This is a genomic window from Bradyrhizobium sp. LLZ17 (assembly GCF_041200145.1).
In the GTDB taxonomy this organism is placed as follows: Bacteria; Pseudomonadota; Alphaproteobacteria; order Rhizobiales; family Xanthobacteraceae; genus Bradyrhizobium.
This window is the reverse complement of record NZ_CP165734.1, coordinates 2,931,306-2,944,845: the sequence shown is the minus strand read 5'-3', so window position 1 is coordinate 2,944,845 and position 13,540 is coordinate 2,931,306. Positions and strand designations below refer to the sequence as shown.

Genomic DNA, 13,540 nt, shown 5'->3' with positions numbered 1-13,540 from the left:
CCTTATTAAGCCGGCACTGTCAATCTCCTCGTACTGGGACCGACCGCACCGAACCTCCGCCGAGGGAATTGGATGCGGCGCCCGCAAGGGGATGGACGCAGATGACCGGGCAACTCAGGCTGGACGACCACCTTCAACGGTATTCCGAGACGGCGGCGCATGCGCCGGCAGTAGCGGCCGCGGTCGATGCCATCGCCGCAGCCGCGATCGAGATCGCCGAGCTCATCGGCACCGGGAATCTCGCGGACGCCTCGGGCCTGACCACGAGCCGCAACAGCGACGGCGATCTCCAACGCTATCTCGACGTCCAGGCGGATGCAATCCTGCGCCGTTGCCTCGGCAAGCTGCCGATTGCGGCACTGGCGTCGGAAGAGATGCACGAGCCGCAGATCAGCGATCGCGCGGCAAAAATCTGCGTCGCTATCGATCCGCTCGACGGCTCTTCCAACATCGACATCAACATGACGGTCGGCACGATCTTCTCGATTCTGCCGGCGCCCGACGATCTCGCGCTCGCCTTCCATCAGCGCGGCTCGGCTCAACTTGCCGCGGGCTTTGTCACCTACGGTCCGCAGACTTCGCTGGTGCTGACGCTCGGCGACGGCGTCGACATCTTCACGCTCGACCGCAAGTCCGGTTGCTTCCGTCTGGCGCGCAGCAGCGTGCAGATTTCCGAGGTGTGCGACGAGTTCGCTATCAACGCCTCCAACCGCCGGCACTGGGATCCGCCGGTGCGCGCCTTCGTCGACGAATGCCTCGCCGGCGTCGATGGGCTCGCCAACCACAATTTCAACATGCGCTGGATCGGCTCGCTGGTCGCGGAGGCCTATCGCATCCTCACGCGCGGCGGCGTGTTCCTCTATCCGTCCGACGCGCGCCCTGGCTATGGCGACGGTCGTTTGCGGCTCACCTACGAGGCCCATCCAATGGCGATGATCATCGAGCAGGCCGGCGGCTCCGCCTCGACAGGACGCGAGCGCATCCTCGACCTATCGGCGGAGAGCCTGCACCAGCGCGTGCCGCTGATCATGGGATCGAGCAACGAGGGTGAGGCGCGTCGCGGAACTGCACTGCGATCCGCTGCTCGCCGCCAGCGTCTCCGCGCCGCTGTTCGCGCGGCGCGGCTTCTTCCGGCTGTGATGGGAGGCGATTCATGTCCAGGAAACACCCGATCATCTCCATCACCGGCTCCTCGGGCGCCGGCACGACCTCGGTCAAGAAGACGTTCGAGCAGATATTCTTCCGCGAACGCGTCAACGCCGTCTACATCGAGGGCGACGCTTTCCATCGCTACGACCGCACCGAGATGCGCACGCAGATGGCCAAGGAGGCTGACTGCGGCAACAAGCATTTCAGCCATTTCAGCCCCGAGACCAATCTGTTCGAAGAGCTGGAGCGGGCGTTCCGCGACTATGGCGAGACCGGTACAGCGGTCACGCGGCATTACGTCCACGACGCCGAAGAAGCCGCGCTGCATGGCGCGGCTCCCGGCACCTTCACCGAATGGGAGCGGCTCCCGGAAAATTCGGACCTGCTGTTCTACGAAGGCCTGCACGGCGCCGTGGTCACGGATAAGGTCAATGTCGCGCGTTATGCCGACCTCAAGATCGGCGTCGTGCCCGTCATCAATCTCGAATGGATCCAGAAGCTGCACCGCGACCGCAGCGCGCGCGGTTATTCGACCGAGGCCGTCACCGACACCATCCTGCGACGCATGCCGGATTACATCCACTACATCTGCCCGCAATTCACCGACACCGACATCAACTTTCAGCGCGTGCCGACGGTGGATACGTCGAATCCGTTCATCGCGCGCTGGATCCCGACGCCGGACGAATCGATGGTCGTGATCCGCTTCAAGAATCCGCGCGGCATCGACTTCCCTATCTGCTCTCGATGCTGCCGCACAGTTTCATGTCACGCGCGAACTCGATCGTGTGTCCCGGCGCCAAGCTCGATCTCGCGATGCAGCTTATCCTAACGCCGCTGATCATGCAGCTGATCGAGCGCAAGCGAAACCTGAAGTGAAGAAGGGGAGGATCCGATGAACATCTCCGTCCACGCCGACGCCGACTTCACGGCGGTCGCGCATAACGATCTCGCCAACGCCGTTCGGTTTCTCGCGGTCGATGCCATCGAGACCTCGCAGTCAGGCCATCCCGGTCTGCCCATGGGCATGGCCGACGTCGCGACCGTACTGTTCTCGCGTTTCCTGAAATTCGACCCGGCTCATCCGAACTGGCCGGACCGCGACCGTTTCGTCCTGTCGGCGGGCCACGGCTCGATGCTGCTCTATGCGCTGCTGTATCTGACCGGCGGCGATGTCGGACTCGACGATATCAAGGCGTTCCGGCAGTGGGGCTCGAAGACGCCGGGTCATCCCGAATACGGGCACACGCCGGGTGTTGAGACCACGACGGGGCCGCTGGGGCAGGGGATCGCGACCGCGGTCGGCATGGCGCTCGCCGAGCGCATGGCCAATGCGCGGCATGGTGACGGCCTTGTTGATCACTTCACCTATGTGATCGCCGGCGACGGCTGCCTGATGGAAGGCCTCAGCCAGGAGGCGATCTCGCTCGCTGGCCATCTCGGGCTCGGCCGCCTGATCGTGCTGTTCGACGACAACGGCATCTCCATCGACGGGCCGACGTCGCTTGCGACCTCCGACGACCAGCTCGCCCGCTTCGCTGCCTCCGGCTGGTCGGTGCGCCGTGTCGACGGGCACGATCCCGAAGCAGTTGCGCAGGCGATTGCCGAGGAGCGTGAGAGCGCAAGACCGTCGCTGATCGCCTGCCGCACCATCATCGGCTACGGCGCGCCGGATCGTCAGGGCACTGAGAAGGCGCATGGCGCGCCGCTCGGCGCCGAGCAGACGGCGGCAGCGCGCAGGACGCTCGGCTGGGACTATCAGCCGTTCGTGGTGCCCAGCCCGATCCTGAAGGCGTGGCGGATGATCGGGCAACGTGGGCAGGTCGCCCGTCTTGCATGGCTCGATCGCTACGAATGTGCGACGCCCGAGCAGCGTGACCTCTTCATCGAGGGTAAGACCGTTGCCCTGCCGGGAGCCTTTGCCCAGGCCGCGGCGAAATTACGCGAGCGCTTTGCCAACGAACGTCCGAAGCTCGCGACGCGGCAGGCCTCGCAGCAAGTGCTCGACGGCATCGCCGGAACAATTCCTGGACTCATCGGCGGCTCCGCGGACCTGACTCATTCGAACCTGACGCACGCGAAACCACAGACTCCCATCACGCGCGGACATTTCGCGGGGGACTACATCCATTACGGTATCCGCGAGCACGGAATGGCCGCGGCGATGAACGGCCTCGCGCTGCATGGTGGCTTCATCCCCTATGGCGGCACCTTCCTCGCCTTCTCCGACTACAGCCGACCGGCCATCCGTCTTGCGGCCTTGATGCGGCTGCGCGTCATTCATGTGATGACCCACGACTCCATCGGGCTTGGCGAGGACGGCCCGACGCATCAGCCCGTGGAGCATCTCGCGGCGCTGCGCGTCATTCCGAACCTCCTGGTGTTCCGTCCGGCCGATGCCGTCGAGACGCTGGAAGCCTGGGATTGCGCGCTCAAATCCGAGCATCGACCCTCCGTCTTGTGCCTGTCGCGGCAGGCGCTGCCAACGTTCCGCAGCGATACCCGCGGTCGAAACCGCGTCGCGCGGGGCGCCTATCTCATCGTCTCGCCGGATGGCGGCCGCGACGTGACGCTGATCGCGACCGGTTCGGAAGTGTCGATCGCCCTTGAAGCCGCCCGTCTGCTCGCGACCGAGCACGTCCGTGCTGCCGTGGTGTCCGCCCCCTGCTTTGCATTGTTCGACGAGCAACCGGACGACTACCGCGCCGCCGTGCTCGGTACCGCGCCGCGCGTCGGCATCGAAGCGGCGGTCGTTGGGGATTGGCATCGCTGGATCGGTATCGACGGCGAGTTCGTGGGCATGCACGGCTTCGGCGCCTCGGCGCCCGCGTCCGTGCTCTACCGCGAATTCGGCATCACGTCGCAGGGCATCGCGGAAGCTGCAAGGCGGGCGATTATGCGTACCGGCAAGCAATAAGAGGAGGAATTTTGTGGCCCGTATCACCCTTCGCCAACTGCTCGACCACGCCGCCACCCATGGCTACGCGGTACCGGCGTTCAACATCAACAACATGGAGCAGGGCATCGCGATCATGCAGGCGGCGGCCGAGGTCGACGCACCCGTCATCATCCAGGCCTCGCGCGGCGCGCGCAGCTATGCCGGCGATCTCATGCTCTCGCACATGATCGACGCGCTGGAGCGGACCTATCCGGACATCCCGCTATGCATGCACCAGGACCACGGCAACGACGAAGCGACTTGCGCCAGCGCCATCGCTCACGGCTTCACCTCGGTGATGATGGACGGCTCACTCAACGCCGATGCCAGGACGGCGGCGGACTACGACTACAACGTCGCGATCACGCGCCGGGTCGTCGATCTCGCTCATTGGGTTGGCGCTTCGGTTGAAGGTGAACTCGGCGTGCTCGGCTCGCTCGAGCATGGTGGCGGCGAGCAGGAGGACGGCCATGGCGTCGAGGGCAAGGTCAGTCACGACCAGCTGCTCACCGATCCTGATCAGGCCGTCGATTTCGTTCGTGCAACAAAAGTCGATGCGCTCGCGATCGCGATGGGCACCTCGCACGGCGCCTACAAATTCAGCCGCAAGCCGGATGGCGACATTTTGGCGATGCGGGTGGTCGAGGAAATCCACCGCCGGCTGCCCAATACGCATCTTGTCATGCACGGCTCGTCCTCGGTGCCGCAGCCACTCCAGGACATGTTCAACCAGTTCGGCGGCGACATGCCGCAGACCTGGGGCGTGCCGGTCGAGGAGATCGTTCGCGGCATCAAGAGTGGCGTCCGCAAGGTCAATATCGATACCGACTGCCGTCTGGCGATGACCGCGGTATTCCGCAAGGTGGCCGCGCAGGTGCGCTCCGAGTTCGACCCGCGCAAACTCCTCAAACCCGCGATGGATGCGATGCGCGAGCTCTGCCGTGAACGTTTCGAGCAGTTCGGCACGGCGGGTCACGCCAGCGGGATCAAGGTCGTTCCGTTGAGCGAGATGGCGCGGCGTTATCGCACCGGCGAGCTCGATCCGACCACCCACGAGCCAGTCGCCGCCTAGTCATACAGAGAGAGAAGAGCAGGAGAGAGCCATGAATGCACACGCAGGAACGGTCCGCGGCAAAGAGCGCTATCGCTCGGGAGTGATGGAATACAAGCGCATGGGCTATTGGGAGCCCGACTATGTGCCGAAGGACACCGACGTCATCGCGCTGTTTCGCGTCACCCCGCAGGACGGCGTCGATCCGATCGAAGCGTCCGCGGCGGTTGCCGGCGAATCCTCGACTGCGACCTGGACGGTGGTGTGGACTGACCGTCTGACGGCGGCGGAGAAATATCGCGCGAAGTGCTACCGCGTCGATCCGGTGCCGGGTTCGCCGGGCTCCTATTTCGCCTATATCGCCTATGACCTCGACCTGTTCGAACCCGGCTCGATCGCCAACCTCTCGGCCTCGATCATCGGAAACGTGTTCGGATTCAAGCCGCTGAAGGCGCTACGCCTGGAGGACATGCGCTTCCCGGTGGCCTATGTGAAGACGTTCCAGGGGCCGGCGACCGGCATCGTGGTCGAGCGCGAAAGGCTCGACAAGTTCGGCCGGCCGCTGCTCGGCGCGACGGTGAAACCGAAACTCGGCCTCTCCGGCCGCAACTACGGTCGTGTCGTCTACGAAGCACTCAAGGGCGGGCTCGACTTCACCAAGGACGACGAGAATATCAACTCGCAGCCCTTCATGCATTGGCGCGATCGCTTCCTCTACTGCATGGAAGCGGTCAATCGAGCGCAGGCAGCCTCTGGCGAGGCGAAGGGGACCTATCTGAACATCACCGCCGGGACGATGGAGGACATGTACGAGCGCGCGGAATTCGCCAAGGAGCTCGGATCGTGCATCGTCATGATCGACCTCGTGATCGGCTACACCGCGATCCAGTCGATGGCGAAATGGGCGCGCCGCAACGACATGATCCTGCATCTGCACCGCGCCGGCCACTCGACCTACACACGGCAGAAGAGCCATGGCGTGTCGTTTCGCGTCATCGCCAAATGGATGCGGCTTGCCGGTGTCGACCACATCCACGCCGGCACGGTCGTCGGCAAGCTCGAGGGTGATCCAAACACCACGCGTGGCTATTACGACGTCTGCCGCGAGGACTTCAATCCGGTGAAGCTCGAGCACGGCCTGTTCTTCGACCAGTCCTGGGCGAGTCTCAATAAGATGATGCCGGTAGCATCTGGCGGTATTCATGCTGGCCAGATGCACCAGTTGCTCGATCTGCTCGGCGAGGACGTCGTGCTGCAATTCGGCGGCGGCACGATCGGTCACCCGATGGGGATAGCGGCCGGCGCCATCGCCAACCGCGTCGCGTTGGAGGCGATGATCCTGGCCCGCAACGAGGGACGCGACTACGTCCATGAGGGGCCGGAGATTCTGGCCAGAGCGGCCGAAACCTGCACGCCGTTGAAGGCCGCGCTCGAGGTCTGGAAGGACGTGAGCTTCAACTATCAGTCCACCGATACGCCGGACTTCGTGCCGACCGCGCTCGAAACCGTTTGAGGAGACGCACTATGAAACTCACCCAGGGCTGCTTTTCGTTCCTGCCCGATCTGACCGACGATCAGATCACCAAGCAGGTGCAGTATTGTCTTGCAAATGGCTGGGCGGTGAACATCGAATTCACCGATGATCCGCATCCCCGCAACACTTACTGGGAGATGTGGGGCCTGCCTATGTTCGATCTCCAGGATGCGGCTGGCGTGATGATGGAACTCGCCGAGTGCCGCCGGGTGTACGGCGACCGTTACATCCGCATCAGCGGCTTCGATTCCAGCCATGGCTGGGAGTCGGTGCGGATCTCGTTCCTGGTGAACCGCCCGCCGCAAGAGACTGAGTTCGAGCTGGTGCGACAGGAGGTTGGTGGGCGCGCAATCCGGTATAGCACTGTACGCAAGCCGACGGCCCACGCCTCGCAATAACCATTCCTCTCCGCGCGGAGCACTCCCTGCTCCGGATCCTTGGCGGACCACTGCTTCGCCGCTTCCCGGCGGCGAAGCCCTTTTCTTCGAGGTGCTGATGCTCGACGTTGTCCATGCGACGACCGCCGAAGGCGGCGAGACCAATTTCGATCTTCGCAAGGAAGCTGAAGCTGCCGGAATCACCGGCACGCTGCAACAGCTCGAACAGGAGTTGATCGGCCTGAGGCCGGTCAAGAACCGCGTCCGGCAGATCGCGTCACTGCTGCTGGTCGAACGCATGCGGCAGCGCGCGGGTCTGGCCTCGGCACCGCCGACGCTGCATATGTCGTTCACCGGCAATCCCGGCACCGGCAAGACCACCGTGGCGCTGCGCATGGCCAAGATCCTGCATGGTCTCGGCTTCGTGCGGCGCGGACAGGTCATCTCGGTGACGCGCGACGATCTCGTCGGCCAGTATATCGGCCACACCGCGCCCAAGACGAAGGAGATCTTGAAGAAGGCGATGGGCGGCGTGCTCTTCATCGACGAGGCCTATTACCTGCACCGGCCGGACAACGAGCGCGATTATGGCCAGGAGGCGATCGAGATCCTGCTTCAGGTCATGGAAAACCAGCGCGAAGACCTCGTCGTCATCCTGGCCGGGTATGGCGAGCGGATGACGAGCTTCTATGCTTCCAATCCCGGCTTCCGCTCGCGCATCGCTCACCACATCGATTTCCCCGACTATGCGGAATCCGAGCTGCTCGTCATAGCCGAGCTGATGTTCAGGGAACGCGGATATCGCTTCGCGGCTGCGGCACGCGAGGCGTTCGAAAGATACATCGCGTTGCGCCGGACCCAGCCGTTCTTCTCCAATGCGCGCTCGATCCGCAACGCTGTCGATCGCATTCGGCTGCGGCAGGCCGATCGCCTGGTCTCCGATCTCGATCGCATGCTCGATGTCGCCGACCTCGAAACCATTGATCCGGCCGATGTCCTGACGAGCCGCGTGTTCAGCGGCGGGGCCGATGTGCGGAGTGCAAAGCCATGACACCAGACATCCTCATCGCTCCTTCCATTCTGGCGGCGGATTTCGCGCGCCTCGGCGAGGAAATCAAGGCGATCGACGCGGCCGGCGCCGACTGGATTCATTGCGACGTCATGGACGGGCATTTCGTGCCGAACATCAGTTATGGCGCTGATATCATCAAGGCGATCCGGCCGCTGACGAAGCGGATTTTTGACGTACACCTCATGATCGCGCCGGCCGATGCTTATCTCGAAACGTTCGCGAAGGCGGGGGCCGATGTCATCACGGTTCACGCGGAGGCCGGTCCGCATCTCGATCGCTCGCTTCAGGCGATCCGTATGCTCGGCAAGAAGGCCGGCGTCAGCCTGTGTCCGGCCACGCCCGAGAGCGTGATCGAATATGTACTCGATCGTATCGATCTCGTGCTGGTGATGACGGTCAATCCGGGCTTCGGTGGCCAGTCCTTCCTCACTTCGCAACTGGGGAAGATCACTCGCATTCGGAGCATGATTGGCGACCGCCAGATCCGACTCGAGGTCGATGGCGGGGTCACGCGCGACAATGCCGCGGCCGTTGCCGCAGCTGGCGCCGATACGCTTGTGGCGGGCTCCGCCGTGTTTCGCGGCAGCAGCAGCGCCGACTACGCCAGCAACATCGCGGCCATTCGCATCGCCGCCGAGTCCGGCCGGGTAACAAAAGTGCAAGATAATTCCGCGCAATCGCTCCATGCGGGTGCCACCGCGCGGATCCGATAAACCAATTGAACGGTATCGTGATCTGATCGGTATGAGCGCTTGGAGCTCATGCCTTGGCGCCCATGCTTTGGAGCCCATTGCCCTTGCGAGGCAGGTTCCACGTGCAAAGCCCGAGTCATTGGAACTAAAGTGGGCGAGCGCATTTCTCAAAAGTTAACTGCAATCAAGCGCGCTGTGCAGGCAGCAAATGTTTTGCACAACCGCCATCGGCCTGACGCAAATCAGGGCAATAAGCCTTGTGAACGCGAGGGAGGGTCCCATGGAGAACGTACGTCGCTACCGCGCGCTGGCGTCCCTCTGCCGTCAGCAGGCGGCCTACCGGCCGCTCCAGACCTGGGAGCTCCTCGGCCAGGCCGAACATTTCGAACATCTCGCCGAGATCGAGCTCAAGGCGCACTTCGCCGCGTGCAATGCGAAGGGCGAGGACGACGCTATCGGAGCGGCGGCATGGGAGACCCCCGCCGCGGCGTGACAGAACTCTTATACGCGCCCTCGGGAGTGCGAGATCAAAGTCCGACAGTCTGAAGTGCGTCGACGCACCGCCGTCGCTCGAAGATTTTTGCCTGCGGCCGCTCGTCGCATTTCTTTGCCAAGAATTAATCGCGTGGACGGGACACCGTAAGGTGCAAGGACCCATGTTGGATGCAGGGCGACCCCTCACCCAACATGGAGATTTCGACATGAACGATCGCGTCAATTCCGACACCACCACGTCCCGCAAGATTCTGGAGGCCGCGCCGCCTGGCGCTGCTCGGCACCGTGGCCGCGCTGGGCGTGGCCGTGCTCGCCGCGTCTCCCATTTCTTCGCCGTTCAACGTGAACTCGCTCATTGCGCCGGCGCAGGCCTCTGAGGTGGCCGCGACGCCGCCGGGATTCGGCGATCTCGTCGCCAAGGTCAAACCCGCCGTCATCTCGGTGCGGGTGAAGATCGACGAGGACAACGACAAGAGCGCGATGCTGCAACAGAACCGGATGGATTCTGACGAGCAGACGCCGTTCGACCAGTTCTCGCGGCAATTCGGCTTCCCCCGCGGCATGAACGGCATGCCGCGCCAGCGTCATCAGGTGATCACGGGCGAGGGCTCCGGTTTCTTCATCTCCGCTGACGGCTATGCCGTCACCAACAACCACGTCGTCGACCACGCTCAATCGGTGCAGGTGACGACCGACGACGGCACGATCTACACCGCCAAGGTGGTCGGCACCGATCCCAAGACCGATCTCGCGCTGATCAAGGTCGAAGGCAAGAAGGACTTCCCGTTCGTCAAATTCTCCGATCAGAAGGCGCGGATCGGCGATTGGGTGGTCGCGGTCGGCAATCCCTTCGGTCTCGGCGGCACGGTGACTGCGGGTATCGTCTCGGCCAGCGGCCGTGACATCGGTAACGGTCCCTACGACGACTTCATCCAGATCGACGCCCCCATCAACAAGGGCAATTCCGGCGGTCCTGCCTTCGACATGAACGGCAACGTCATCGGCGTGAACACCGCGATCTTCTCGCCGTCCGGCGGCTCCGTCGGCATCGGCTTCGACATTCCGGCCTCGACCGCAAAGCTCGTCGTCGCACAGTTGAAGGACAAGGGTGCGGTCACCCGCGGCTGGCTCGGCGTACAGGTCCAGCCGGTGACCGCGGATATCGCCGACAGCCTCGGCCTCAAGGCGGCGCGTGGTGCGATCGTCGACAATCCGCAGGACGGCAGCCCGGCGGCGAAGGCCGGCATCGAGGCCGGTGACGTCATCACCGCCGTCAATGGTACTGCGGTCAAGGACTCCCGCGATCTCGCCCGCACCATTGCCACCCTGGCGCCAGGCAGCTCAGTGAAACTCGACGTCTTCCATAAAGGCGAGAGCAAGACGATAACGCTCGCGCTTGGCGAGCTGCCGAACGAGCGGCAGGCCCAAGGTAAGGCCGACGACGGCAAGACGCAGCCGGACGCCGGCACGCCGCGGCTCGGACTCAGCCTTGCGCCCGCGGGTGATGTCCAAGGCGCCGCCGGCCAGAAAGGTCTCGTGGTGACCGAAGTCGATCCCGAGGGACCGGCCGCGCAGCACGGTATCCAGACCGGCGACGTCATCCTGAACGTCGGCGGCAAGCCGGTCGCCAATGTCGGCGATGTCCGGTCCGAACTGGCGCAGGCCAAATCGTCCGGCAAAAAGAGCGTGCTGTTGCAGGTGAAGAGCGCGGAGGCGACCCGGTTCGTCGCAGTGCCGCTCGCGTAAGTCTCGCGACTTCGACCGCAAATTCAAAAGGCGGCCTGCGGGCCGCCTTTTTTCGTGTGCGCTGACATACCCACAGGTAGCCGATAACATTCTCGTTAACGGCAGTAATGGTGACGGGTTCGTCCGAAAAAGCCGCGTTCACTGTTCACACTCGGGAGTCGCGTGTTGCACTTTGGCGTGGAAGCGCCAGAGCCTGTCGGAAGAGTGGAACTTCGGACCGTCCGGCTGCTTTGGAACCCGCCGGTGGTTCGCATTTGATCGGTGCCAAGATGGGTCGATTGAAGCTCTCGCTGATGAGTGCGCTGCTCGTGGCGCCCCTGGTATTATCTATCGGAAGTGCGATGGGTCGCGACGACGGCCGCTACGCCGATTCGCCGCTCAAGCCTTGGTTCGACAGTCTGCGCAGCCATCTCGGTCCGTGCTGCTCGGACGCCGACGGCGTTGCGGTCGCCGATCCCGATTGGGAATCGCACAACGGCCACTACCAAGTGCGCCTCGACGGGCAGTGGGTCGAAGTCCCCGACGAAGCCGTCATCACCGAGCCAAACCGCGCCGGCCGCACCATGGTGTGGCCGGTCAAGACGGCGTTTGGCATCTCGATCCGCTGCTTCATGCCGGGCAGCATGATCTGAGGCTGGTCTCTACGACCGCTTGGCGGATTTACGTTTGGAGCTTTTCTTCGATCTTTTGCTCGAACTTTTCCTCGAGCTCTTCTTGGCCGTCTTCTTGGTCTTCTTGGCTGTTTTCCGCTTCGGGACCTTCTTGCCCTTCTTGCGCGCTTCGGACAGGCCGATTGCGATCGCCTGCTTGCGGCTCTTCACGCGTCCGCCACGACCGCCCGGTCCGCTCTTCGCGGTACCCTTCTTGTAACGGCGCATCTCGCGCTCGACATCCTTGCCGGCGCTGCGCGAGTAACGGCGCTTCTTTGCCTTGCGTGCCATCAAGTTTCTCCCTTCGGTCGAGAGAACTGCTCGAAGCAGGCATGGTTCCGAAACGCGCCGCAAGGCGCGAACGCGCCAAGCAAGCTAGAAGGAATTCGCCAGCTCGATTTCCGCCTCCAGCAGCTGGATGCGTCGCGCGGCTTCACCGGAGGACAGATATCGATCGTATTGCGTGGGCTGGTAGGCCTCCTCACTCAGCCGCTTCAGCCTCAGCCCCTGCGCCCGGGTCATCTGATCCATGAGAAAAACCCTGGCGTCGTATTGACCCTGAACCTGCATGTCCGCTCTCCATACGGAATTGGTGACTTGACTATATGTTCTTATTTTGTTCTAACAAGCCATGGACAACAGAATTAATGAAATTCGACGTAAAATCAGCGCCTTGAGGCTGGAAATGGCCCACGTCGAGGCGTCTGTGCGCGACCTCGTCAACCGCGATCGCGACTGCACCGAGCAAGCCCCCGCGCAGATGGATCTGCGCCGGAAAATCAACCTGCTGATCGGCGAATGGAAGGCAGCCGGGGGCGGCGAGGTGTTGCCCGATATCGGCAACCGGGTGCGTCTGCGTTCAGGGAAGATCGAGAGCAAGCCGACACGCGCGGCTCTGCGTCGCTGAGATATTGAGAGGGAATCATCAGAGGCGTTCAGCGGATGGAGGCACGTAGTGGACGAAGACCCGGACGCCTACCGGATTCTGGAAACTGCGCGCCGAGATCCTCGAACTGGGCTCCGCGATCCGTCAATTGCGGCGCGAGGGCCTCGACGACGCCGCGGCCCAGCTCCTGATCTCGCGTAAGCGGGCGCGGCTTGACCAGCTCGTGAAGACACTTTCGTAAGTCGCGCCTTAACGTCACTTGAGATGCGGCGCAGCTCGCGGAGCAGGCCAATCCCCCGTTCGCGCATCAAAGCAAAAAGGCCCCGCGATCGCGGGGCCTTTCCTGGAATTCGGCGAGCCTACTTGGTGTTGGTCGTGCCCTTATTCGTCATGCTGCCGCCTTGGTCGGAGCCGGGACCAGAGCCGCCTTGGCCGGAGGCGTCAGGGACCCTTGACTTGGTATTGGCTCCCGTCGTCTGCGAAGACGACATCGAGGATGGGTGCTTCGATTTGTGCGACTTGGCCTGCGCGGCGAACGGCGCGGCGGCAAGGCCGGTTGCCAACATCACGGCGAGGGCAAGCTTGGTGGTCTTCATGCGGGGGACTCCTGAGTTGAATTGACGCAGGCACCCAACCGCTATCTGCGGCAGGAGTTCCAAGGAACCACTCAGGCGTTTTCACCCGGACCTCAAAATTCCTTGTCTTCGGAAATGATGAACACGACGCCTGTGAGCGCTGCGCCGATCGAAAACGTCGTCACCAGCGTGATGACAAAGACGAAAACCGCCTGGCGTCCGCCATGGTTCAGCAGGCTGGCGACCGCTGGATTGAACAGAATGAGTGCAAGACCGAAACCAAGGCCGAGCGCGGCACCCATCATCGCATGCGTCATCAGCTTGATGAGGCCGGTGGGAGAGATCAGGCTTGGCGACTTTTTTGCCCGCATGGAA

Annotated in this window: 13 protein-coding genes and 3 pseudogenes; 12 read left to right on the top strand and 4 right to left on the bottom strand. The window is 63.2% G+C overall.

What is annotated here, in order from left to right; genetic code table 11:
* The first annotated feature begins 101 nt into the window (after positions 1 to 101).
* The 11 genes and pseudogenes from AB8Z38_RS14525 to AB8Z38_RS14475 all read left to right on the top strand — a co-directional run bounded on the left by AB8Z38_RS14525 (position 102) and on the right by AB8Z38_RS14475 (position 11,686).
* Positions 102 to 1,140: pseudogene (locus AB8Z38_RS14525) on the top strand (class 1 fructose-bisphosphatase).
* A 13-nt stretch (positions 1,141 to 1,153) separates the two neighbouring features.
* Positions 1,154 to 2,028, top strand: a pseudogene (locus AB8Z38_RS14520) (phosphoribulokinase).
* A 16-nt stretch (positions 2,029 to 2,044) separates the two neighbouring features.
* Complete coding sequence (gene tkt / locus AB8Z38_RS14515; RefSeq protein WP_369725789.1) at positions 2,045 to 4,066, top strand: transketolase; 2,022 nt, start codon at positions 2,045 to 2,047, stop codon at positions 4,064 to 4,066.
* Positions 4,067 to 4,079: 13 nt separating this feature from the next.
* Positions 4,080 to 5,159 carry a class II fructose-bisphosphate aldolase gene (gene fba, locus AB8Z38_RS14510; RefSeq protein WP_369725788.1) on the top strand — a complete coding sequence of 360 codons (1,080 nt, stop codon included), beginning with the start codon at positions 4,080 to 4,082 and terminating at the stop codon, positions 5,157 to 5,159.
* A gap of 31 nt (positions 5,160 to 5,190) precedes the next feature.
* Positions 5,191 to 6,651: a form I ribulose bisphosphate carboxylase large subunit gene (locus AB8Z38_RS14505; protein WP_369725787.1), complete on the top strand. Its 1,461-nt coding sequence runs from the start codon at positions 5,191 to 5,193 to the stop codon at positions 6,649 to 6,651.
* An 11-nt stretch (positions 6,652 to 6,662) separates the two neighbouring features.
* Positions 6,663 to 7,070, top strand: a complete 408-nt coding sequence (locus tag AB8Z38_RS14500; protein WP_369725786.1) for a ribulose bisphosphate carboxylase small subunit — start codon at positions 6,663 to 6,665, stop codon at positions 7,068 to 7,070.
* A 97-nt stretch (positions 7,071 to 7,167) separates the two neighbouring features.
* Positions 7,168 to 8,100 carry a CbbX protein gene (cbbX, locus tag AB8Z38_RS14495; RefSeq protein WP_369725785.1) on the top strand — a complete coding sequence of 311 codons (933 nt, stop codon included), beginning with the start codon at positions 7,168 to 7,170 and terminating at the stop codon, positions 8,098 to 8,100.
* Positions 8,097 to 8,834 (top strand): ribulose-phosphate 3-epimerase, encoded by a 738-nt coding sequence (gene rpe / locus AB8Z38_RS14490; protein ID WP_369725784.1) that lies wholly within the window; start codon positions 8,097 to 8,099, stop codon positions 8,832 to 8,834. Before cbbX ends, rpe begins: the two co-directional genes overlap by 4 nt.
* A 259-nt stretch (positions 8,835 to 9,093) precedes the next feature.
* Entirely contained in the window at positions 9,094 to 9,306 is a 213-nt protein-coding gene (locus AB8Z38_RS14485) for a hypothetical protein (protein WP_369725783.1), read from the top strand.
* A gap of 208 nt (positions 9,307 to 9,514) precedes the next feature.
* Positions 9,515 to 11,054, top strand: a pseudogene (locus AB8Z38_RS14480) (Do family serine endopeptidase).
* Positions 11,055 to 11,323: 269 nt separating this feature from the next.
* Entirely contained in the window at positions 11,324 to 11,686 is a 363-nt protein-coding gene (locus AB8Z38_RS14475; RefSeq protein WP_369725782.1) for a hypothetical protein, read from the top strand.
* 9 nt (positions 11,687 to 11,695) lie between these two features.
* Here AB8Z38_RS14475 and AB8Z38_RS14470 read toward each other — a convergent pair whose 3' ends face one another.
* Complete coding sequence (locus tag AB8Z38_RS14470) at positions 11,696 to 11,995, bottom strand: DUF6496 domain-containing protein (RefSeq protein ID WP_369725781.1); 300 nt, start codon at positions 11,993 to 11,995, stop codon at positions 11,696 to 11,698.
* 84 nt (positions 11,996 to 12,079) lie between these two features.
* On the bottom strand, positions 12,080 to 12,274 hold the full coding sequence (locus AB8Z38_RS14465) for a DUF3072 domain-containing protein (RefSeq protein ID WP_369725780.1): 195 nt from the start codon (positions 12,272 to 12,274) through the stop codon (positions 12,080 to 12,082).
* A 115-nt stretch (positions 12,275 to 12,389) separates the two neighbouring features.
* Here AB8Z38_RS14465 and AB8Z38_RS14460 point away from each other — a divergent pair, with 115 nt between their 5' ends.
* Positions 12,390 to 12,611, top strand: a complete 222-nt coding sequence (locus tag AB8Z38_RS14460) for a hypothetical protein (RefSeq protein ID WP_369726498.1) — start codon at positions 12,390 to 12,392, stop codon at positions 12,609 to 12,611.
* Positions 12,612 to 12,949: 338 nt separating this feature from the next.
* Here the strand turns inward: AB8Z38_RS14460 and AB8Z38_RS14455 are convergent, their stop codons facing one another.
* Together AB8Z38_RS14455 and AB8Z38_RS14450 are read right to left on the bottom strand one after the other, a co-directional pair.
* Positions 12,950 to 13,186 carry a hypothetical protein gene (locus AB8Z38_RS14455; protein ID WP_369725779.1) on the bottom strand — a complete coding sequence of 79 codons (237 nt, stop codon included), beginning with the start codon at positions 13,184 to 13,186 and terminating at the stop codon, positions 12,950 to 12,952.
* Between the two features lie 92 nt (positions 13,187 to 13,278).
* A complete protein-coding gene (locus AB8Z38_RS14450; protein ID WP_369725778.1) occupies positions 13,279 to 13,536 on the bottom strand; it encodes a hypothetical protein in 258 nt (85 codons plus the stop codon).
* Positions 13,537 to 13,540 lie beyond the last annotated feature (4 nt).